At 61.1% G+C, this 18,782-nt stretch carries 24 protein-coding genes and 1 tRNA gene; 10 read left to right on the forward strand and 15 right to left on the reverse strand.

The annotated features are described in order from the left end of the window. Positions 1 to 4: 4 nt before the first annotated feature. From VIE67_RS11665 to VIE67_RS11675, 3 genes are all read right to left on the reverse strand, one after another. Positions 5 to 256 carry a hypothetical protein gene (locus VIE67_RS11665; RefSeq protein ID WP_332026387.1) on the reverse strand — a complete coding sequence of 84 codons (252 nt, stop codon included), beginning with the start codon at positions 254 to 256 and terminating at the stop codon, positions 5 to 7. A 129-nt stretch (positions 257 to 385) separates the two neighbouring features. Then, on the reverse strand, positions 386 to 1,666 hold the full coding sequence (locus tag VIE67_RS11670; protein WP_332026388.1) for an Nramp family divalent metal transporter: 1,281 nt from the start codon (positions 1,664 to 1,666) through the stop codon (positions 386 to 388). A gap of 128 nt (positions 1,667 to 1,794) precedes the next feature. Beyond that, the gene (locus VIE67_RS11675; protein WP_332026390.1) at positions 1,795 to 2,400 is read right to left on the reverse strand and encodes a GNAT family N-acetyltransferase; all 606 of its coding nucleotides are present in this window, start codon (positions 2,398 to 2,400) and stop codon (positions 1,795 to 1,797) included. 432 nt (positions 2,401 to 2,832) lie between these two features. Between VIE67_RS11675 and VIE67_RS11680 the strand changes: the two genes are divergently transcribed. Next, entirely contained in the window at positions 2,833 to 2,973 is a 141-nt protein-coding gene (locus tag VIE67_RS11680) for a hypothetical protein (RefSeq protein WP_332026392.1), read from the forward strand. Between the two features lie 93 nt (positions 2,974 to 3,066). Here VIE67_RS11680 and VIE67_RS11685 read toward each other — a convergent pair whose 3' ends face one another. Together VIE67_RS11685 and VIE67_RS11690 are read right to left on the reverse strand one after the other, a co-directional pair. After that, complete coding sequence (locus VIE67_RS11685) at positions 3,067 to 3,759, reverse strand: Crp/Fnr family transcriptional regulator (RefSeq protein ID WP_332026394.1); 693 nt, start codon at positions 3,757 to 3,759, stop codon at positions 3,067 to 3,069. A 156-nt stretch (positions 3,760 to 3,915) separates the two neighbouring features. After that, a complete protein-coding gene (locus VIE67_RS11690; protein ID WP_332026396.1) occupies positions 3,916 to 4,635 on the reverse strand; it encodes a Crp/Fnr family transcriptional regulator in 720 nt (239 codons plus the stop codon). A gap of 604 nt (positions 4,636 to 5,239) precedes the next feature. Here VIE67_RS11690 and VIE67_RS11695 point away from each other — a divergent pair. Both VIE67_RS11695 and VIE67_RS11700 read left to right on the forward strand, forming a co-directional pair. Next, positions 5,240 to 5,725 (forward strand): hypothetical protein, encoded by a 486-nt coding sequence (locus tag VIE67_RS11695; RefSeq protein ID WP_332026398.1) that lies wholly within the window; start codon positions 5,240 to 5,242, stop codon positions 5,723 to 5,725. A 92-nt stretch (positions 5,726 to 5,817) separates the two neighbouring features. Further along, the gene (locus VIE67_RS11700) at positions 5,818 to 6,276 is read left to right on the forward strand and encodes a hypothetical protein (protein ID WP_332026400.1); all 459 of its coding nucleotides are present in this window, start codon (positions 5,818 to 5,820) and stop codon (positions 6,274 to 6,276) included. A 278-nt stretch (positions 6,277 to 6,554) separates the two neighbouring features. Here the strand turns inward: VIE67_RS11700 and VIE67_RS11705 are convergent, their stop codons facing one another. The 3 genes from VIE67_RS11705 to VIE67_RS11715 form a co-directional block, all read right to left on the reverse strand. Continuing rightward, on the reverse strand, positions 6,555 to 6,929 hold the full coding sequence (locus VIE67_RS11705) for a DUF5329 family protein (protein WP_332026402.1): 375 nt from the start codon (positions 6,927 to 6,929) through the stop codon (positions 6,555 to 6,557). A 95-nt stretch (positions 6,930 to 7,024) separates the two neighbouring features. Further along, entirely contained in the window at positions 7,025 to 7,336 is a 312-nt protein-coding gene (locus VIE67_RS11710; protein WP_332026403.1) for a hypothetical protein, read from the reverse strand. 30 nt (positions 7,337 to 7,366) lie between these two features. Beyond that, entirely contained in the window at positions 7,367 to 7,525 is a 159-nt protein-coding gene (locus VIE67_RS11715; protein WP_332026405.1) for a DUF3309 family protein, read from the reverse strand. 297 nt (positions 7,526 to 7,822) lie between these two features. On the opposite strand from VIE67_RS11715, the gene VIE67_RS11720 reads away from it, so the two are divergent. The 6 genes from VIE67_RS11720 (at position 7,823) to VIE67_RS11745 (ending at position 14,622) form a co-directional block, all read left to right on the forward strand. Then, on the forward strand, positions 7,823 to 8,014 hold the full coding sequence (locus VIE67_RS11720) for a hypothetical protein (protein WP_332026407.1): 192 nt from the start codon (positions 7,823 to 7,825) through the stop codon (positions 8,012 to 8,014). A gap of 252 nt (positions 8,015 to 8,266) precedes the next feature. Next, positions 8,267 to 9,427: an AI-2E family transporter gene (locus VIE67_RS11725; RefSeq protein WP_332026409.1), complete on the forward strand. Its 1,161-nt coding sequence runs from the start codon at positions 8,267 to 8,269 to the stop codon at positions 9,425 to 9,427. Between the two features lie 63 nt (positions 9,428 to 9,490). Next, a complete protein-coding gene (locus tag VIE67_RS11730) occupies positions 9,491 to 10,729 on the forward strand; it encodes a hypothetical protein (RefSeq protein WP_332026411.1) in 1,239 nt (412 codons plus the stop codon). A 514-nt stretch (positions 10,730 to 11,243) separates the two neighbouring features. Then, the gene (locus VIE67_RS11735) at positions 11,244 to 12,995 is read left to right on the forward strand and encodes a PAS domain-containing hybrid sensor histidine kinase/response regulator (protein ID WP_332026413.1); all 1,752 of its coding nucleotides are present in this window, start codon (positions 11,244 to 11,246) and stop codon (positions 12,993 to 12,995) included. Continuing rightward, positions 12,995 to 13,816: a response regulator gene (locus tag VIE67_RS11740; RefSeq protein ID WP_332026415.1), complete on the forward strand. Its 822-nt coding sequence runs from the start codon at positions 12,995 to 12,997 to the stop codon at positions 13,814 to 13,816. Before VIE67_RS11735 ends, VIE67_RS11740 begins: the two co-directional genes overlap by 1 nt. 86 nt (positions 13,817 to 13,902) lie before the next feature. Next, complete coding sequence (locus tag VIE67_RS11745; RefSeq protein ID WP_332026417.1) at positions 13,903 to 14,622, forward strand: Crp/Fnr family transcriptional regulator; 720 nt, start codon at positions 13,903 to 13,905, stop codon at positions 14,620 to 14,622. A gap of 21 nt (positions 14,623 to 14,643) precedes the next feature. Here the strand turns inward: VIE67_RS11745 and VIE67_RS11750 are convergent, their stop codons facing one another. The 5 genes from VIE67_RS11750 to VIE67_RS11770 form a co-directional block, all read right to left on the reverse strand. After that, positions 14,644 to 15,051: a type II toxin-antitoxin system VapC family toxin gene (locus VIE67_RS11750; RefSeq protein ID WP_332026419.1), complete on the reverse strand. Its 408-nt coding sequence runs from the start codon at positions 15,049 to 15,051 to the stop codon at positions 14,644 to 14,646. A 2-nt stretch (positions 15,052 to 15,053) separates the two neighbouring features. Then, positions 15,054 to 15,290 carry an antitoxin gene (locus VIE67_RS11755; protein WP_332026421.1) on the reverse strand — a complete coding sequence of 79 codons (237 nt, stop codon included), beginning with the start codon at positions 15,288 to 15,290 and terminating at the stop codon, positions 15,054 to 15,056. A 211-nt stretch (positions 15,291 to 15,501) separates the two neighbouring features. Continuing rightward, positions 15,502 to 15,849: a type II toxin-antitoxin system RelB family anti-toxin gene (relB, locus tag VIE67_RS11760; RefSeq protein WP_332026423.1), complete on the reverse strand. Its 348-nt coding sequence runs from the start codon at positions 15,847 to 15,849 to the stop codon at positions 15,502 to 15,504. Then, a complete protein-coding gene (locus VIE67_RS11765) occupies positions 15,846 to 16,169 on the reverse strand; it encodes a type II toxin-antitoxin system RelE/ParE family toxin (protein ID WP_332026425.1) in 324 nt (107 codons plus the stop codon). The genes relB and VIE67_RS11765 overlap by 4 nt, the downstream gene beginning before the upstream one ends. Positions 16,170 to 16,343: 174 nt before the next feature. Further along, positions 16,344 to 16,420 (reverse strand) — tRNA-Met (locus VIE67_RS11770). Between the two features lie 203 nt (positions 16,421 to 16,623). Here VIE67_RS11770 and VIE67_RS11775 point away from each other — a divergent pair. Beyond that, entirely contained in the window at positions 16,624 to 17,259 is a 636-nt protein-coding gene (locus VIE67_RS11775) for an RNA pyrophosphohydrolase (RefSeq protein WP_332026427.1), read from the forward strand. 70 nt (positions 17,260 to 17,329) lie between these two features. Here VIE67_RS11775 and VIE67_RS11780 read toward each other — a convergent pair whose 3' ends face one another. Both VIE67_RS11780 and VIE67_RS11785 read right to left on the reverse strand, forming a co-directional pair. Next, positions 17,330 to 17,665, reverse strand: a complete 336-nt coding sequence (locus VIE67_RS11780; protein WP_332026429.1) for a HigA family addiction module antitoxin — start codon at positions 17,663 to 17,665, stop codon at positions 17,330 to 17,332. 39 nt (positions 17,666 to 17,704) lie between these two features. Further along, a complete protein-coding gene (locus tag VIE67_RS11785; protein WP_332026431.1) occupies positions 17,705 to 18,400 on the reverse strand; it encodes a GIY-YIG nuclease family protein in 696 nt (231 codons plus the stop codon). Positions 18,401 to 18,782 lie beyond the last annotated feature (382 nt).

Genomic DNA, 18,782 nt, shown 5'->3' on the forward strand with positions numbered 1-18,782 from the left:
GATTTCAGTTTGCGGCAAGCGCCAACGATCCAAACCCGATACCTGGGTTCGCATGGTCTGATTGTGCTCTTGCTGGATTGATGTCCGCCTCGCGCCAGAAGCGCACGCGATCGATGTCGTATTCGGCCCAGCGCGTGCGGAACACACCGTTGGCATAAGCCCCAGACATCGGCGCTTGGCGATCGTGCAGCAACAATTGAACCGGCTCGCCGTCGTGAGGCAAGGAAGCGCAAGTGGGAACCCATTGCATCTGCATGCGACTGTCCTCGGTCAAAACGGAGCGCCTTCTGCGCCCCGGGGGAGCCGCATCCCTGCGGCCGGGGTAGAATCCTTTCATCGCCATGATGCAGGGCGTCGGGATCAGGGTCTGTACGTTGTCGCACATTCAGGTGGCGATCATGCCTATGACGGCCGCGGTCATGACGACCGCCGTCAGCCAGCCGAAGAAGCGCAGCATCGGTGAACTCGTGCGCTTGCCCATCAGTTCTGGATTACTGGTCAACAAGGTCACCAGAACGATCAAGGGTGGCGCGAGTACGCCATTGAGCACGGCCGAGTAGAACAGCATCTTGACCGCATCGAATCCGACAAAATTCAGCGCCAGACCGGCGAGCATCGAAATGGCGACGACTGCATAGAAGCGCGGCGCGATGCGCGGGCGAGCATCGAGGCTGCCGCTCCAGGACTCCGCTTCCGCGATCGCATAGGCGGCCGAGCCGGCAAGCACGGGCACGGCCAGCATGCCGGTGCCGACGATGCCGAGCGTGAACAGCAGATAGGCGCCTCTGCCGGCCAGTGGCAGCAACGCCTCGGCGGCTTGCTTGGCCGTTGCGATATCCGTCTTGCCGTGTGCGTGCAGGGTTGCCGCGGCCGTAAGGATGATGAAAAACATCACCAGATTTGAAAACAGCATTCCGGTCACGACGTCGGTGCGCGCTATGCGCAACTCGTCATCGGTTACGCGATGGCGCCGGCCAACGCTGCTTTTGTTCTGCGCCTGCTGTTGCTCGACTTCAAGCGCTGCCTGCCAGAAAAACAGGTAGGGGCTGATCGTCGTGCCGAGGATCGCAACGAAAGTGGCGAGAAACGCGCTCGACCAGACTGCGTGGGGAATCAAGGTCGCGCGCAATACCGCCCACCAGTCGGGCTGCGCGAGAAACGCGGCAATGACATAGGCGAACAGAACCAGGGTGAGCCATTTGAAAATGCGCGCGATCTGTCGATACGAGGAAAAAAACAGCAGCGAGACGATCAGCAGCGTGTACAGCGGCGTCCAGTAAATCGATTTTATGCCGGTGATCATTTCGGTCGCATCGCCCATGCCGCCGAGGTCGGCGCCGATGTTGAACACGTTGGCGACGATCAACAACGCGCACGCGCCCCACAACACCGGGCGCGGGTAATGACGACGCACAACCCCGGCCAGGCCCAGGCCGGTGACCATGCCGAGCCGCGCGCACATGAGTTGCACCGCGGCCATCAGCGGAAATGAAAACAGCGCCGTCCACAACGGCATGTAGCCGAACGCAGCGCCGGCAACCGAATAGGTCGAGATTCCCGAAGGATCGTCGTCGGCAGCCCCGGTGATCAAGCCCGGGCCAAGATCGGCGAAAAACCGGGCTACCGTGCTGGTCGAGTGTCGCTGCGCGGCGCGCTTCTTGTTCATCGCAGTGGCTGCCTGACTTGCCTTGGAGTACTTGTGCACCCGGCCAGAGTTGCGCGCAGACGGCTCGCCGTCGGAATCAGGTCGTTTGGCTCGCACACTCTAGCAAATGATGTCTACAGCAAGGCCGATCATACCGTGGCGGTCTTGAGATCCAGGATATGCAGTACCTGGGTTACGTCATTCGGATCGGTTTTGCGCGCAAAGCCCAGATGGTCGGCGAGATCGCGCATCGCCTCATTGGAACCTGCATCCAGCGAGTACATGGACTCGATGCCACGCCGGCGCGCAACTTCGATCAGGTGCTGCATGAGCAAGGTCGCAAGTCCCTGGTTGTGCCATTCGTCGCTGACGGCTACCGCGCATTCGCAACTCAATCCGTCGCTGCGTGCGCTGTAGCGACTGACGCCGATTTCACGTTCGCCTGCGCCGTCGGCGATCAAGGCGACGAACGCGACTTCACTCGCATGATCCAGATGGGTGAACTGTTTGAGCAATTCGGGGCTGGGACTCTTCATTTCGCCGAGGAAACGGAAACGCCGCGATTGCGGCGATAGTTGCTCGATGAAGCGGCGCTCCATGTCCGCATCGTCGTCGCGTATCGGGCGAATCAATACCGATGTGCCGTCGCGCAGTTTTTCCCGCCACTGCATATCGACGGAATCGATGCCGAGGGAAACCACGCCGCGCGGCGCGCTCGTAGCGCCGTTTGTCGGCCACAGGTTGCTGTTGGTCATGGGACTTCCTTCGTTTCGCGATGATGGGTTGATGGCGGCGCCATATTTCGATCAGCGCGCCACCTTCGCCATGCTGCGCGTCATGCGGCACGGGGTCTGTTCGCTGGCGTACATGTTTTTCGGTTCTCTCGGATTCGAGAGCGCGCTTCGAGCCCGTACGTGCGCTAACGAACGGATCGCAGGGTGCTTTGAGCGAACAATGTCCGCATTGAAGCGCCGCGGGCAGAGGATTGGTCAGATGGCAGCAACCGGATTTTGTACTGACATGGCGGGTCCTCCCCACTCGCCGTGCATCGCCGTGCGTGAGCACTGCCCAAATGGATATGAGCTAGCCAGCAGGATGGCCAATTCGTCACTTCAACCGGGGCGTTGAAGCGGCACGCTGGGCTGGACGCAAGGTCCGGCCCAGCCTTACTTTATGGAGGATGTGCCGTGGTAAAAGGCCTGTCGTTTGTCTTGCAAGCGTTTGCTGCCATCGGAACGATATTGGCCATTTGTCTGGCTGCGCTCATGTTCTTTTACTTCAGCGTGAACGTTGTCTACCGGATCCATCGCGGCAAGTGGCTCAGATGAATGTCCCCGACTGGCTTGGTGCCGGCGCGAGCCGGCGTCCGCCATGGAGATGAGACCGGGTCTGCGCTGCTGCCCGCGGTAACCGCGCGCCGCTCAGCGCATCAGTTCGGAGTACATGTTCTGCTCGTCCGCATAGCAGCTGCATGCCTCGGCTTCGAGGCCACGGCGGTCGAGCACGGTCAGCTCGCCGCGGTGGTATTCGACCAGCCCCTTGCGTTGCAGGGCGACGGCGGCCATGGTGATGCCGACGCGACGCACACCGAGCATGTAGGCGAGGAATTCGTGGGTCACGCGGAATTGGTCGGAGTGCGCACGGTCCTGGCTCATGAGCAACCAGCGCGCGAGGCGCGGACCGATCAGATGAAAGCGTATGCACGCGGACGCCGCGGTCATCTGCACCGTCAGTATGTAGAAGTAGCGATTCAAGCTGCGCTGCAGGGCGGCGCTGCTTGCCAGTTCGCGCCGGAACGCAGCGACTCCAATCCGCCATGTCGCGCCCGCGCCCTGCACCAGCGCCTGCACGGGCGCGATCGTCATGCCCAGGACCAACTGGCTGCCGAGCATGCCTTCGCGGCCGATCATGCCGACCTCGAGCGCGGGGTGGTCGTCGACTCGCGTCACCAGCGAGATGAAGCCATCGATGGGGAAGTAGACGTGGCGCATCGTGTCGCCGCGTTCGCACAGTACTTCGGCCAGAACCAGATCGACCGGTTCGCATAGCGCGAGCAGTCGCAGGCGGTCCTTGCGCGGAAGCAGGGCGATTAGGTTGTTTTCGATACGGGCCACGCTGACTCTCCGGTGCGCTGCCGACCGCTGCAGGTGAGACAAGCAAGTTGAAAACTGCGCCGGCGACGAATGCCGCGGCGCTCAACCGGGGAGTTTGCACGAGCTGTGGCCCGGCGACCGTCTGCCAGCGCACATAGGGTCGGCGATTGTGCGCGCCTAGCGGGCTAGCAGTGCGGGCAGCAGGCGATCGTATTCTTTCTTGACGACGGCATAGCACTCGCAGGTGCGCTGTTCGAGTCCGTCGCGGTCGAGCACCGTGATGCGCCCGCGTTGGTAGCGGATCAGGCCGGCCTTGTGCAACTGGCCGGCAGCCTCGGTGACGCCTTCGCGACGCACACCGAGCATGTTGGCGATGAGTTCCTGGGTCATCACCAGTTCGCTGGAATGCAGACGGTCCAGGCTCAACAGCAGCCAACGGCAGAGTTGCTGATCCAGGGTATGGTGGCGGTTGCACACCGCGGTCTGCGCCATCTGGGTAATCAGGGCTTGCGTGTAGCGCAGCAGCAGATGCAGCACGGGGCCGGCGCGATTGAACTCCTCCATCATCAAGCTCGCCTTCAGGCGAAAGCCATGACCGGCGCTTTGCACGATCGCGCGACTCGGCGTCGAGCCGCCGCCCATGAACAGCGAAATGCCGACGATGCCTTCGTTGCCGACCACGGCGATCTCGGCCGAGGCGCCGTTCTCCATCACGTAGAGCAGCGAAACGATCGCGGTCGTCGAAAAGTATACATGGGTCAATTTGCCGCCCGACTCGTACAGCACCTTGCCCAGCGGCAGGGCCACCGGCTCCAGGGACGGCAGCCAGCGCTGCCACTCGGCGTCCGGCAATGCGGCGAGCAGATGGTTCGATTTCGGGTCGGAGAGCACAGCCATCAGGAAAGTCCGTGGCGGAGTCGGCGCGCGAGCACTCGCGGAGTGAAGCGGACGCATCCGACCAGCTCACCATACCCCATGTGTTCGCTAGCGTACAGTTCGCCGCATGCAATGGAACCGATCTGTACGTCTGTTCGAACCGGGTTTTTCATCTCGACCGACCTGTCAACTCGTTGAACCACTGATATGCAACCTGATCGCCTTGTCGCGGCGGCTTCAGCAGATCGGGTTGGCGCCGGCCCACCGAAATTCTGCAGCGACCTGCGACCATGATGGTTACGCCGCGTGCCTGTCCGGTTCAGTGCGCTATCGCACATAGGCACGCGTGCATCGCGCATGGCGCGTGCCCGGAGCTGGTCCGGCGTGTGGCTTGAACGGCCCCGCAACGCGCCGGATCTGAGCGTACGCAGGCTGTTGTAAAGAATTGTCGTCGCCCTGGGCCTGATCCGGAGTTATGTCTGCCAGCGCACCGACGAGCGCTGTTCGCTGCGCCATTCTCCCCGTGTCCGCAGCCGGCAGCATGCTTCGCTGCGAACGCGAACGAACGACACGTAGCATCTTGTCGCGTCCGCAAAAAATCACCGCACGCCAGAATAGGAATCTCATGATTAGCCATCGCACCAAGCTCTTCCTCGCACTTGCCGCGACAGCACTGCTGCAGGCTTGCAGCCACAGCCCCGACCTGACCAAAGTCCAGGGCGATGTCGCCAAGGCTCAGGCCGACGGCAAGAAATTGATCGTCGACGCGCAGGCCGCGCTGGCTAAAGTGAGCGCCCGCAACAATGTCGACGTCGTGGACAAGCAGGTGGATGCACGCGCCACCGACGCGAACGGTTCGACGGCCACCGCCTCGAACGATGCCGCCATCGCCAAGGCACGCGCGGTAGCGGCGCAAATGCTTGCCGATGCCCAGTACGACGTCGACAAGGCCACCGCCGAAGCCGGCAACGGCGTGGCCAAGGCCCAATGCGAAGCGCAGGAAGGTTCCGCGGCGAAATTGTGCATGGACAGCGCGCAAGCCAACTATGACTCGGCAATTGCCGCAGCGAAGTCGCGTAACGGCGCGGCGCATCACCCGAGCAACGGGTGACAGCAGCGCATGGTTCCAAGGGCGGAAGCGCTGAAAATCGTGGAAATCTGCCCGCATCGGATAACTCAATCGAAACTCCAGGAGAAAATGTCATGACTCGTTTACTTGTGAAATCCATCGCAGCATCCGTCGCAATCTGTGTAATTGGGCTGGCCAGCAATCCCGCGCGCGCCGCGGAGGCCGAGCTCGATTGCAAACTTCGTTTTTCCCTCAGCGGCTGGTCGGTCATCTACAAACATGCCGAAGGCCGCGGAGAAGTGAAGTGTGCGGACGGAACCTCGATGCGCGTCGCCATTTCGTCGAAGGGCGGCGGTCTTACCGTGGGCAAATCGCATATCGACAATGGCACCGGGACGTTCTCCGACGTGCACAGGATCGACGACGTCCTCGGTGACTATGCGCAGGGCGAGGCGCACGCGGGCTTGGTCAAGTCAGGTACGGCGCAGGTGCTGACCAAGGGCACGGTTTCGCTTGCGCTGGCAGGCAAGGGCGAGGGCGTGGATCTCGGCATCGATGTCGGTCAATTCACCTTGACGCGCGCCGGACGCTGAATCCGCGACAGGCATATCGAGGCGCCGTTTCCGATCCGCGAAGCGGCGCCTGCCGAACGATTTGCGTAAACTGCACGTGAGTCCGAAGAACCCGCTCGCGACTTGGACCCATCGGCTGTTGAACGCGGGCGTGCAGAGTCGGGCGAGGCCGACGCGTTGCTGCTGCTTGCGCCAGCGGACACATGCAGCCGCGTCGTCGCCGCCATCGATCGGCGTCGCGCTCTTCGACCACGCTCTGAAAACCCAGCTTATATCGACCTGACCGCATCAGCGGCCCATCATTGCCGGGCTTTGCTTTCCGCCGCGTTCTCGTCGAGTTTATTGCGCAGAAATATCGCCGCTTCGACAACGCGGCCATCCTGGAATTTGATCTGGTATTTCTCGCCCGTCATCGAGGATGCCGTCGCGCAACAAGTGATGAAGTCGTCCGCGGTCTTGACGCGGTCGCCGGCGTAGCGAAGCTTGAGGCGCAGATGATCCGCTGCGCGCTGCGCGTCGTATTCGCTGCCATTGCGAATGAACGTCGCATTCTGCAGTGTTTCTATCGTATGGATGAGATAGTCGATCTTCTGTTGTTCGGCGGGGCTCGTTTGGGCGAACGCCGGCATTACCCAGCACGCTGCAAGAAACAAAATGGTGAAGAATTTACCCACGTGACATCTTCCTCGATAAAGGTCTATTCAATCACGCGTGCGGTTAAAATTTCGCGCAATCCGTATGGCCACAGCGGGTCGCCGCGAGACAACGCTCACGCGGTCCGCGAACAGAGCAGCGCGTCATACAGAGCGATGAGACGTGCGTAACCGGTGGGGGCGACCGCAAAATACCATTTCACACGGTCGAGCTGCTGGCACTCGAACCATAGCCCGCTGGCGACCAGTTGCGCTGCCAGACGCGCCGCAAGTTCGGCATCGAAGACGTGCAGCGACTTCGTGGAAAATCGCGGGCTGTGCAGATGATCGATCGAGCGGTCCGGATTTCCCGGCGATGTCGACCGCTCGTCGTTTGCGGAAGTCGCGCTCTCGCGGTGCGGCTCCTGGAAGGATTTGCGGATTTCCATTCTCGGACTACCCCGCGCCTGGACGAATCTTCAGAACCGTCCCATCAAGACCAGGATCAGCACGATAACCAGCACCAGCCCGAGTCCGCCGCTTGGACGATAGCCCCAGGAGCGGCTGTATCCCCAGCTGGGGAGCGCGCCGAGCAACATGAGTACGAGCACGATCAACAGAATGGTTCCAAGCGACATTTGCCTTCTCCTTTTTTATTGCCATGGACGCACAGGTTCGCGATATACAAACGAGTCCCTGCGCGCTGCGGATGATTTGAGCGCACTAAGCTGCACTCGTGCGTAGGGATACGCCTTGAGTCCGTCAAATTCTGTACGCTGTCGTACATAGCGACGTGGTGCTGCACGAGTTTCATCACCCGCTGTCGGCGCAAGTCCGCTGTGGGTGTGGCAGCGCACAGACCGCGATCTGCTGCTCGCGCACAGTCGCTGCTGGAGCCATGCAGTCAGCGGCTCCCGCGCATGGAGGATTTTGAGATGAGCCGATCGAATGCAAAACAGCCTCGTGGTTACGAGGACCGGAAGAAGCCCATGCAGCAGGAATTCGTGTCCGGCGACGTGCTGCGCTGGCAGCGGACCACGGACAAACGCGAGCAGAAGACTGCACCTCACCAGCACGGATCCGTGCATTCACTGAGCCACTCGACGCACTTTGGCGCGGGTTATTGAGCGGATCTGCCTGAGCGCCAGACAACGTCTGCGACGCTGGTGCGTGAGTTCCTCGCGTGATTCGAATGTTTGTGGCGCTCTTTCCACGGAGCGGCGCGATCACCGAAGAAAATCGATTCTCCAGTTGCTGAATCGTCACGTGGCGAACAACTTGATTCAAGTGACGGTTGCTGCAATGGTGCGCGCTGGAATCGCTACGTTGGTGAGGTTGATCGTGATGATGCATCCATCATTCGTGCTGTCGGCGTCGCCGTGAACACGACCACGCCTCCCGACGTCGAGGCGCTCGACGAGCCGTCCTCGCGCGAACCTGCGCCGATACTCGAGCGGGTGCTTCGCCATCGGTCCGATCTGCGCAGCCTCAAACGTGGCGTACTGGCGATTTTGGTATTGCTCGTTCTTGGTGTGTGCTATCTCGCGCAGGAAATACTGATCCCGCTTGCGCTCGCGCTGCTGCTGTCGCTGTTGCTGTCTCCGGTGGTGACGTTCCTCGAGCGCGTGGTGCGCATACCGAGAGTTGCCGGCAGTTTGCTGACTCTCGTGGCCGTGGTCGCCATCGTCGTGCTGAGTGTCATGAGCCTTGCGCAACCGGCACAACAATGGATCGCACATGCGCCAGCGACGATGCAGACGATCGAGCAGCGATTCCGCAGTTTTCGCGAGCCGATGCGCCAGGCTCAGGAAGCGTCCAAGAAAATCGAGGAATTGACCCAGCCATCGGCGCCGCAGACCGTCGTCAACGCGCAGCCGAGTCTGCTCGCGAGCATGGCGACTAGCACGCCGCGCGCGCTCGGCGAGATCGCCGCCGTTCTGCTACTCGTATACTTTTTTCTCTCTTCCGGCAACGGGTTCCTGCGCCGAATGGTCGAGATTGCGCCGGGTTTGCGCGAGAAAAAAGTCGTGGTCTCGATCGCGCGCGACGTGCAGGAGGAAATGTCGGGCTATCTGATGATGGTCAGCCTGATCAATTTCGGCCTCGGAGTGGCGACGGCGATCGTCCTGGCCCTGATGGGTGTTCCCAACCCATTGCTGTGGGGTGCTGCTGCCTGCCTGCTCAACTTCGCCCCCTATGTTGGCCCGGTATGCACCGGACTGGCGCTCACGCTCGTGGGCTTTACGACGTTCGATACTTTGGGCCACGCGTTCGCGGTTCCAGCTGCGTTTTTCCTGCTTGCCTCGATCGAAGGGCAATTGATTACGCCGACCCTCATCGGCCGGCGCTTGTCCCTCGACCCCACCGTGGTGTTCGTGTGGCTGTTGCTGTGGGGGTGGCTGTGGGGCATCGTCGGCATCCTGCTCGCGGGGCCGTTGCTCGCGTGCTTTCGCATCGTCTGCCAGCACGTCGATGGACTGCGTTCAGTCGGCGTTTTGATCGGCGATGGGACGTCAGCGGAAACTACGCTGAAAAAATAAGCTCATAACCGCCTCGTCGCGACAACACTGCAATCCGACCCCCGAGGCGTATCGCGTCAGCACATGCGGCTGCATGCAATAGACGCAACGCTAAGTGCGACAGCGCACCGACAAGGTACGCTGCGATCGTACAAGCTGCCGGTTGCGGACATCTCCGCTAAACCCAACAGACCGCATGCAATCTGCGGTCAGCCGTCGCATTCAACATGCGATGGCGGGTATCAATCAGGAGAACAGAAAATGCGTCGTCTAATTCTTGCATCGTCCATCTTGCTCTGGTCGGCAGCTCCGGCATATGCGCAGGTCAGCGTCGGTATCGGACTGCCCGGTGTCAGCATCGGCATCAACATGCGCTCGTACCCGGATCTCGTCCGCGTGCCGGGTTATCCCGTTTACTACGATCCGCAGGTGGATTCGAATTACTTCTTTTACGACGGCCAATACTGGGCGTACGAACAAGACAATTGGTATGCAGCCAGTTGGTATAACGGACCCTGGGAGTTGGTGGGACCGGAGTACGTGCCGTTGTTCCTGCTGCGCGTTCCGGTGCGTTACTACCGCCAGCCGCCGGCGTATTTCCGCGGCTGGAGCGCCAACGCATCGCCGCGTTGGGGCGATCATTGGGGCAGTGACTGGCAACAGCGTCGAAGCGGCTGGGACACATGGAATCGCAATTCCGTTCCCGCGGCCGCGCCGCTGCCGACCTACCAGCGCCAGTATTCCGGGGCTCGCTATCCCGGCGTGACCCAACAACAGTCGATTCGATCCACGAATTACCGCTACCAGCCGCGCGAGGCCATCACGCAACAGCGTCCCGCACAGCAGAGCACCACCGAAGGTTCGCGCGTCAATACGCAGCGGCAAATGCCGACGCAACAGCCGGCGCGTGCGCCTGCTCCAGCGCAGGCACAGGTCGAGTCGGCGCGTGTTCAACCGCAAACGCGCTCCCAGCAGCAAGCGCATACCCAGCAGGCGCCCACGTATGCCCAGCCGCTAGCGCACACTGGGCAGCAGGCGCATGTGGAGCAGCAGGCACATGCTCAGCCACAAGAGCGTGCGCAGCCACAACAGGCGCATGAACAGCAGCAGACGCGTGCTCAGCCGGAGCGCGCTCAACCACAACAAGCACATGCCCAACAGCAGGCATCTCCGCAGCAACGGTCGCCGGTTGCGCAAGAGCATGCGCAGAATCAGCAGCGTCCCCAGGCGGCACAAAAAGAGGCAGGCCGTGAGGCGAAGGCCGCGCCGCAGGGCAAGGGTGGAGATAGCAAGGACGAAGGGCATAACCGCGACCGCCGCTAGCCGTACAGACTCGCGCGGGTCGCAGCCTATGTGTGTCAGCGTACCGACCTGCGCAGACACACGACGTATCTTTCAGTTGTATCCGCCGACACGCCGTTTCTCGCACGAGGCGCTGCCGAATCGGCGCCGATCTTTCGATCAAACGGATTGCGGCGTTCGCTTTCCAATGTCCGTAAGCAACACTGCTTGAAGGCATAGCACGGACGCGCGCGTTGGACCCCGGCAGCCAAGACCGGGCAAGGCGAACGTGAAAGAAAGAAATTACTCGCAGGGCCCAACGCATGGGCCCTTTTTTTCGACCGGAAAATCGACGGGCTCGCAGCTTTGGTAGTGCAGTTGTTCCGTTACGTCCACGGCCTATGTGCGATAACGCACAGACAGCCTGACGAGAAAGCGGTGAGTATCCTGCGACCGATCAGGTCTTGGACAAACAGGACGGCGGGCGCAGGCGACGGTTGGAAAATCAGGGTCGCACTGCCCGCGGATCACTCCGATTCACTCATGGAAGCCTGCCATGTCAAACACAGGCAATCACGCCACCGCGCTCGCCGTCGCGGATGCGACGGTGCAAACGAATGAAGCGCAGCGCCAGGTGGACCTGCTCAAGACCGGCGCATTGCAGACCGCGATCTTGAACAGCGCGAACTTTTCCAGCATCGCCACGGACGACAAAGGCGTCATCCAGATCTTCAATGTCGGCGCCGAACGCATGCTCGGATACGCGGCCGCCGATGTGCTGAACCGGATCACCCCGGCCGACATCTCCGATCCGCACGAAATCGTTCTGCGCGCCAAGGCCTTGAGCGCCGAGTTCGCCACCGCCATCGCACCGGGCTTCGAAGCCCTGGTGTTCAAAGCATCGCGCGGGATCGAGGACATCTACGAGCTGACCTACCTGTGCAAGAACGGCAGTCGTCTGCCCGCGGTCGTGTCGGTCTCGGCGCTGCAAGACGCCGAAAAGGCGATCATCGGCTACCTGTTGATGGGCACCGACAATACGGCGCGCAAGCAGGTCGAGGCCGAGCAGGAACGACTGGATCAAGCCTTGCGCGAAACGAATCTCGAGCTGCAGGGCGCCAAGATCGCTGCGGAACGCGCCAATCTCGCGAAATCGGATTTTCTGTCCAGCATGAGCCACGAGTTGCGTTCGCCGCTCAACGCCATTCTCGGTTTTGCGCAATTGATGGATTCGGGTTCGCCGCTGCCGACGGCGGGCCAGAAAGACAGCATCGACCAGATTCTGCAGGCGGGCTGGTATCTGCTCGAGTTGATCAACGAGATCCTCGATCTATCCCTGATCGAATCCGGCCAGGTGTCGTTGTCGCGCGAACCGATGTCGCTCGATGAGGTGCTGGGCGACTGCCAGGCGATGGTCGAACCGCAGGCGCGCAAGAGCGGTATCCGCTTGAGCTTTGTCCAGCCCGAGAGCCCGCTCTTCGTCAAAGCCGATCGCACGCGGGTCAAGCAGATCATCGTCAACCTGCTTTCGAACGCGATCAAATACAACCGGGTCGGCGGCTCGGTCGAGGTGAGCTGCAGTACCTGCCCTGGCGATCGCGTGCGGGTGAGTTTTCAGGACACCGGCGAAGGCCTGGCGGCAGACAAAATCGCACAGCTGTTCCAGGCTTTCAATCGTCTCGGCCAGGAAGCCGGCATCGAAGAAGGCAACGGTATCGGGCTGGTCGTCTGCAAGCGGCTGATCGAATTGATGGGCGGCTCGATCGGTGCGGAGAGCACGGTCGGCGTGGGCAGCGTGTTCTGGTTCGAGTTGAACACGACCGGCGCCATCGAAGTGTCGCCGGAGCTTAGCCCACCCGTCCTGGTCTTTTCTGCGGACGCCGCGAACGGCGCGCAACTGCGTACCGTGCTCTGCGTCGAAGACAATCCGGCCAATCTGATGCTGGTCACCAGACTCCTGGCGCGTCGTCCGGATATCCGTCTGCTTACTGCGAAGGATGGACGCCGCGGTATCGAGCTGGCGCACACCGCGATGCCCGAGGTCATTCTCATGGATATCAACCTGCCCGGCATTAGTGGCCTTACGGCGCTGAAGATCCTCGCCGGCGATCCGGCCACCGCGCACATACCCGTCGTCGCGCTCAGCGCGAACGCCATGCCCCACGACATCGAGAAGGGGCTCGAGGCCGGGTTCTTTCGCTACCTCACCAAACCGATCAAGGTGGATGAGTTCATGGACACGCTGGACCTTGCGCTGGAGTCGGCGAGAACCCGATCCGCCGGCGTCGATCACGGATCGACAAGCTGATGACACTCGAGCAAGACATCCTCGCCGCCAACATCCTGATCGTGGACGATCAGAACGCGAATGTGCAGCTGCTGCAACGCTTGCTCACCGAGGCGGGCTACACGCAGATCACATCCACCATGAACCCCACGGAGGTGTGCGCGCTGCACCGCCGTAACGGCTACGACCTGATCCTGCTCGACCTGCAGATGCCGGGCATGGATGGTTTCAGCGTGATGGACGGCTTGAAAACCAACGACAACGAAGGCTATCTGCCGGTCATCGTGCTCACCGCCCAGCCGGGCCACAAGCTTCGCGCCCTACAATCCGGCGCCAAGGACTTCATCAGCAAGCCTTTCGATCTGATCGAGGTCAAGACGCGCATCCACAACATGCTGGAAGTGCGATTGCTGTACCGGAAACTGGGGGAGCACAACAAGGCGCTGGAACAGGCGGTGGCCGAGCGGACGGCCGAACTGCGCGAAAGCGAAGCCCGCTATCGCAGCCTGACCGAGCTGGCCTCCGACTGGTACTGGGAGCAGGACGAACGCGGTGAATTCATCAAAGTGTCCGGACCGGTAATGGAGATGCTCGGCATCCGCGTCGCTCCGCTCGCGGGAGATTCAAGCGGTGCTCCGCTCGAAGGCTGGGACGAGGCTGAGCGGCAAATCCTGCAGGCCAGCATCGCAGCGCGCGCGCCGTTCCTCGACTTCGCGTTCCATCGCAGCAATGCCGACGGCTCGAAGCAGCAGTTTCGCGTCAGCGGCCAGCCGATGTTCGACCATACGTGCCGGTTCATCGGCTATCGCGGCATCGGCGTGGAAGTGACGCCGGGCCGCTAGACGAAAATCCTCTGCCGATGCCGTCACCGCACAACCCCCATCAGAACCAACTTCTCGCCGCGTTGCCGGTTGCGGAGTTCGATTCCGTGTCTGCTGATCTGGAACTGGTTCCGATGCTGCTGGGCGACATGCTTTACGAGCCCGGCCAGCAATTGCGCCACGTATACTTCCCGACCACCGCGGTCGTGTCGCTGCATTACGTCACGGCCACGGGCGCCTCAGCCGAGACAACCGGCGTAGGCCATGAAGGCGTGGTCGGCATTTCCCTCTTCATGGGCGGCGATACCACACCCAGCTCCGCCCTCGTGCAGAGCGGGGGACATGGCTATCGGCTGGAGCGCCGCTCGCTGACTCTGGCCTTCAACCGCGCAGGTCCGTTGCAGCGCGCGCTGCTGCGCTACACCCAGGCGCTGATCACGCAGATTGCGCAAACGGTCGCGTGTTATCGACACCATTCCGTGGAGCAGCAGCTCAGCCGATGGCTGCTGTCGACATCCGATCGACTGCCGGCGGGTGAACTGGTGATGACCCAGGAACTCGTCGCCGGTTTGCTCGGTGTGCGCCGTGAAAGCATCACCGAGGCTGCGGGAACGCTGCGCGACGCAGGCTATATCCGTTACCGCCGCGGCCACATCTCCATTCTCGATCCCATCGGGCTGCAGACCTGCGCCTGCGAGTGCTACGGCGTGGTCAAGAAGGAACTCGGCCGCCTGCTGCTGCAGATGGGAGATAGTCAGGTGATGGACGCAAATCCTGCGCCAGTCCCGATCCAAACTCCACGACGTCACGCGGTGAGCGTGACGTAGAGTTTGTCGCGCAGTGGCGTGTCAGCGTACCCAGTTCTCGCACTTCAGACCTGGCACGCGGCGAAACTCGCGCAGGTTGTCCGTCACCAATACCAATCCGCGCGCGACCGCTTGCGCGGCAATCAGCATGTCCATCGGCCCGATGCCTGCGCCCTTGCGCTCCAGCGCGGCGCGGATGCGGCCATAGGCCGTGGCATCGTCGGCGCCGAAGGGTGCCGGGGTCATGCTGGCGGTCAGGTCACGCACGGCTGCCAATGTCGCGGCGCGGCGTTCGCTCTTTTCGGCACCTGTCACCAGTTCGCCGAATACCAAAGATGAAAGATGCATGCAGGCGGGAGCAATGCCTGCAAGCCGGTTTAGCAGCGCGCGCGGTTCGCCGCGCAACGCGGCGCTCACGATGTTGGTGTCCAACAGGTAGCGCTCGGACACGCTTACAGTTCCAGCGGTTCGACTGGCTCGACTTTGCCTTGCGGTGGCCGCTTGATATCCAGGGGCCCGTGCTTGGCACGAATCGCGGCGAACACGTCGGCAGCGGTCTTTGCCTTTGGCCGCAATACCAGTTCGTTACCGCGCTCGAATACCTCCACTTCATCCACGTTAAAGCGGTAGCGCACAGGAATGCGCACGGCTTGCGCGTTGCCCAATTTGAAAACCTTGATGGTTTGCATGGTCGTGTCCCGTGCTGTTCCGTTGTGTTCTAGTATATCCCAACAGGGATATCTCTACACGTCGATATTCAGGCGACGTTGCCCGTCACGCTCTTCGTTCGTCATCTTGGGGCGCTTTTCCCGTTTGGTCACAAGCTCACGGCTTATGTCCCGAATGTCGGTGTCCTTCAGCTCCACGATTAGCTCGCCCGCTCAAGCCGTGGCGATTCGGTTAAGCGGCGTGCGCCTTGCCGCGCTTGGCCGCTTTCGGTGCAAGCAATATGCGCAGGTCGCAACCCACAGCATCGGCATATCGGCGCAGTGTGGCAATCGATGGTGCATGCTTGCGGCTGCCTGCGCTTGATTCCAAGCGCGCCACGGATGCTTGCGCGATGCCCATGCGTTCGGCCACGTCGGTTTGCGTCATGCCCGCTGCTTGCCGTGCGCGCAGCAGTTCGGTGAGCGTGGCGAATTCGTCGGCGAGTGCGTTGTATGCCTCGGCAAACGCGGCATCTTTCATCCAGCGCTTGCGCGTGGCTTCCACGTCGAAAGGAACGGGGTTGAAGCGTTCGCGGGTCATGCCGTTGTCTCTCTTTGTCGGTTGCGTGCAATTTCCAGATCGCGCACCGGAGTCTTTTCCGTTTTCTTGACGATGACGTGAAGTATCACGATGCGTTCACTTGTCACGGTGCAATAGAACGCGCGCCCGATGCCTTCGCGTCCTTTCGCCCGCACCTCGAACAAGCCTGCCCCCATCGCTCGCGTGTGTGGCATGCCGATATCCGGGCCTTGCTCGATCATCGTCTCGACAATGCGCAGAAAGCTGGCACGGATGCCTCTCGGCCATTCCGCAATCCGTTCCGCCACTTTGGTGTTGTAGTAGCTCAGCGACCACGCCATGACTATAGCATCCTTGTTATACGGTTGTCTTGCTGCGCTTGAACGGTAACGCTTTTGCGCCATCGCGCAGCGCGTCCAGATAGTCCGCCCATGCCCCATCTCTCGCGGGCGTTTCGGCAAGTGCTCGGCGTAGTTATAGCCTGCGCGCAGAACATTCTGGGTGCTGCGGAGGGATGGTGGCTATGGGTGGACTCGAACCACCGACCCCAGCATTATGAGTGCTGTGCTCTAACCGGCTGAGCTACATAGCCATGGAGGCATGGACGTGCCCCAGAGGGGCGGCGATTGTTGGGGCAAGCCCGCTCGCTGTCAAGCGAATCATAGCATTGCTGCACTGCAACAGCTTGCCGAAACCGCGCACGCTGTGGAAGAATCGCGGCGTGGGAAGCGTCTTCAAAGTGCAATCTGCTCGCAAACATTGGATGGCTTCCGTAGGGAATCGGAGTTACGTGGCGTGATCGATCCGGATGGCTACCGTCCGAATGTGGGGATCATCCTCCTGCGCGAGGACGGGCGCGTATTCTGGGCACGCCGCGCATTTCGTGACGGCTGGCAGTTTCCGCAAGGCGGCATGCGCAGCGACGAGACGCCGCTCGAAGCCATGTATCGCGAGCTGCACGAAGAAACCGGACTCAAACCCGAGCATGTCGAAGTCATCGGCGCGACGCCCGGCTGGCTCAAATACCGTCTGCCACCGCGCATGGTTCGGCGCAATCAGCGGCCGCGCTGTATCGGCCAGAAACAGGTCTGGTTCCTGCTCAAGTTCATCGGCGAAGAATCCGCATTGCGCCTGGATCTGACCGATGAACCGGAATTCGACGAATGGCGCTGGGTTGATTTCTGGTATCCGCTGGAACATGTAGTGTCGTTCAAACGCGACGTATACCAGCGCGCCCTGCGGCATCTGGCGCCGCTCGCGGAAGACTCCTGCCACCTGACCCTGATCGATGCGCTCGCGGTGGCCGAGGACATGGCGCAGAACGCGTTCGCCGCCGCCGAGACGATGGCGGAAAACGCCCGTGCCGTGGCCGAAAGCATGGCCGGGCTCGCCGACCAACTCGCGGATGCGGCGTTGGTAAAGGCTGGTTGAGACCGCGTCGCCTTATCACGACGCGGGTGCAGTTTGTGCCCGCTTTGCGTGACGGTCGCCTAAGTGAACCTCATGCCACGGCTTGCAGACGCTGCACCTTCGGCTGCGTCCGCTGCTCGGCCCGCGACAGCTCATAATTGGTCTGCAACGCCATCCAGAATCGGGCGGTGCTTACCCCGGCCCGCTCCAATCTGATCGCCAGATCCGGGCTGATGCCGGCGCGGCCGTTGATGACACGCGACAACGTGGTGCGAGACATGCCGAGCCGATGCGCGGCGTCGGTGACTTCGATCCCGAGCGGCAACAACACGTCTTCGCGCAGCAGCTCGCCAGGGTGCGGATGGTTCTTCATCATGGTTGCGATCTCTTCACGTCGATGCCGGCAAAGCGGAACGTGACACGCCAATTGCCATTCACCATATGGACCAATGGCCTTTCTCTGATCCTAATATGGAAGTTCGCGTTTGACGAACTCTCGAAGATCATTGTGCTCGTGGCATGCCGGGCAGATTGTGCAATCGTCATGCCGGGTAATCGTCACGCTGATCAACGCGCCACAATGCTGGCAATGATCGGAATACGCGGCGGAAAAGCGAATTCGTTTGTCCAGCACACCAGTCGCAGACGGCTTGGCAGTGCCCTCCGAGCGGTTGTTCAGGTTGTCCGGCTTGCGAGTCGCAGACGGTTTGGCAGCACTCTCCGGACAGTTGTTCAGAGAGATTGTAAAATTCTGAACAATTTCTGCTTGTATCTCCTGGACTTCGAATTCGGATCGGGCCCCGTTTAGGGTTGTCGACGAACGACGTTGCCTGATGCCCGCCCCTTCCCCCTTGTTTGTTGTCTTCTGAGTGCTCTCCAGAAGGCCTTCACCGCCGAGTAATTCGCGAATGGTCGATATCGCTTCCGTCGCCGAACATCTGAACCACTCTTTATTTTCGTGTGAAGTGGAGAGCCGACGATGCGTACGCTGCTCCAAGTCGCGCGGGTTTTCGACGAGCACATCAAACTCAACGGCGTATGAATGGGGTACACCCGTCTGCTCAAAATCGCGCGCACGTAGCCTAGGATCTTTCATCGTGTAGCCGATTTTCACCAAATTGGGCATTGCTTTATTTGACAAGATATACACCCACCCACGCATGTCGCGAGCTCCAAGGAAAAACCAAGGATAAGTTTACGAGTTTCTGAGCCAATCAGGACTGGCCTTCAAGAACTATTGGACCCGCTGACCCGGCTCTTGCGCACCCTTTCAACAAGGGGCTGGCAATGAGCTCAGTCCAAAACTATGAACGCCTCTGCATCGCATCGGTGGCTCGCAAAGAAGCGATTGCCGCGGTTGGAATCGACCTCGGAACCACTAAAGAGCGGCGCGGCAATCGCGCGTTTCGAACCGCAATCCGGACGGATCCAATGCGCGTGCGTGCCATGTAGTTGCGATCACGCCCTTACGGCGACACGCAGAAGCAGTGAGGTAGTTGACAATCATTCTCATTTGCATTTAAATAGTACCCAATCCACTGGGT

It is taken from the genome of Rudaea sp. (assembly GCF_036560865.1).
Taxonomy (GTDB): Bacteria; Pseudomonadota; Gammaproteobacteria; order Xanthomonadales; family Rhodanobacteraceae; genus Rudaea.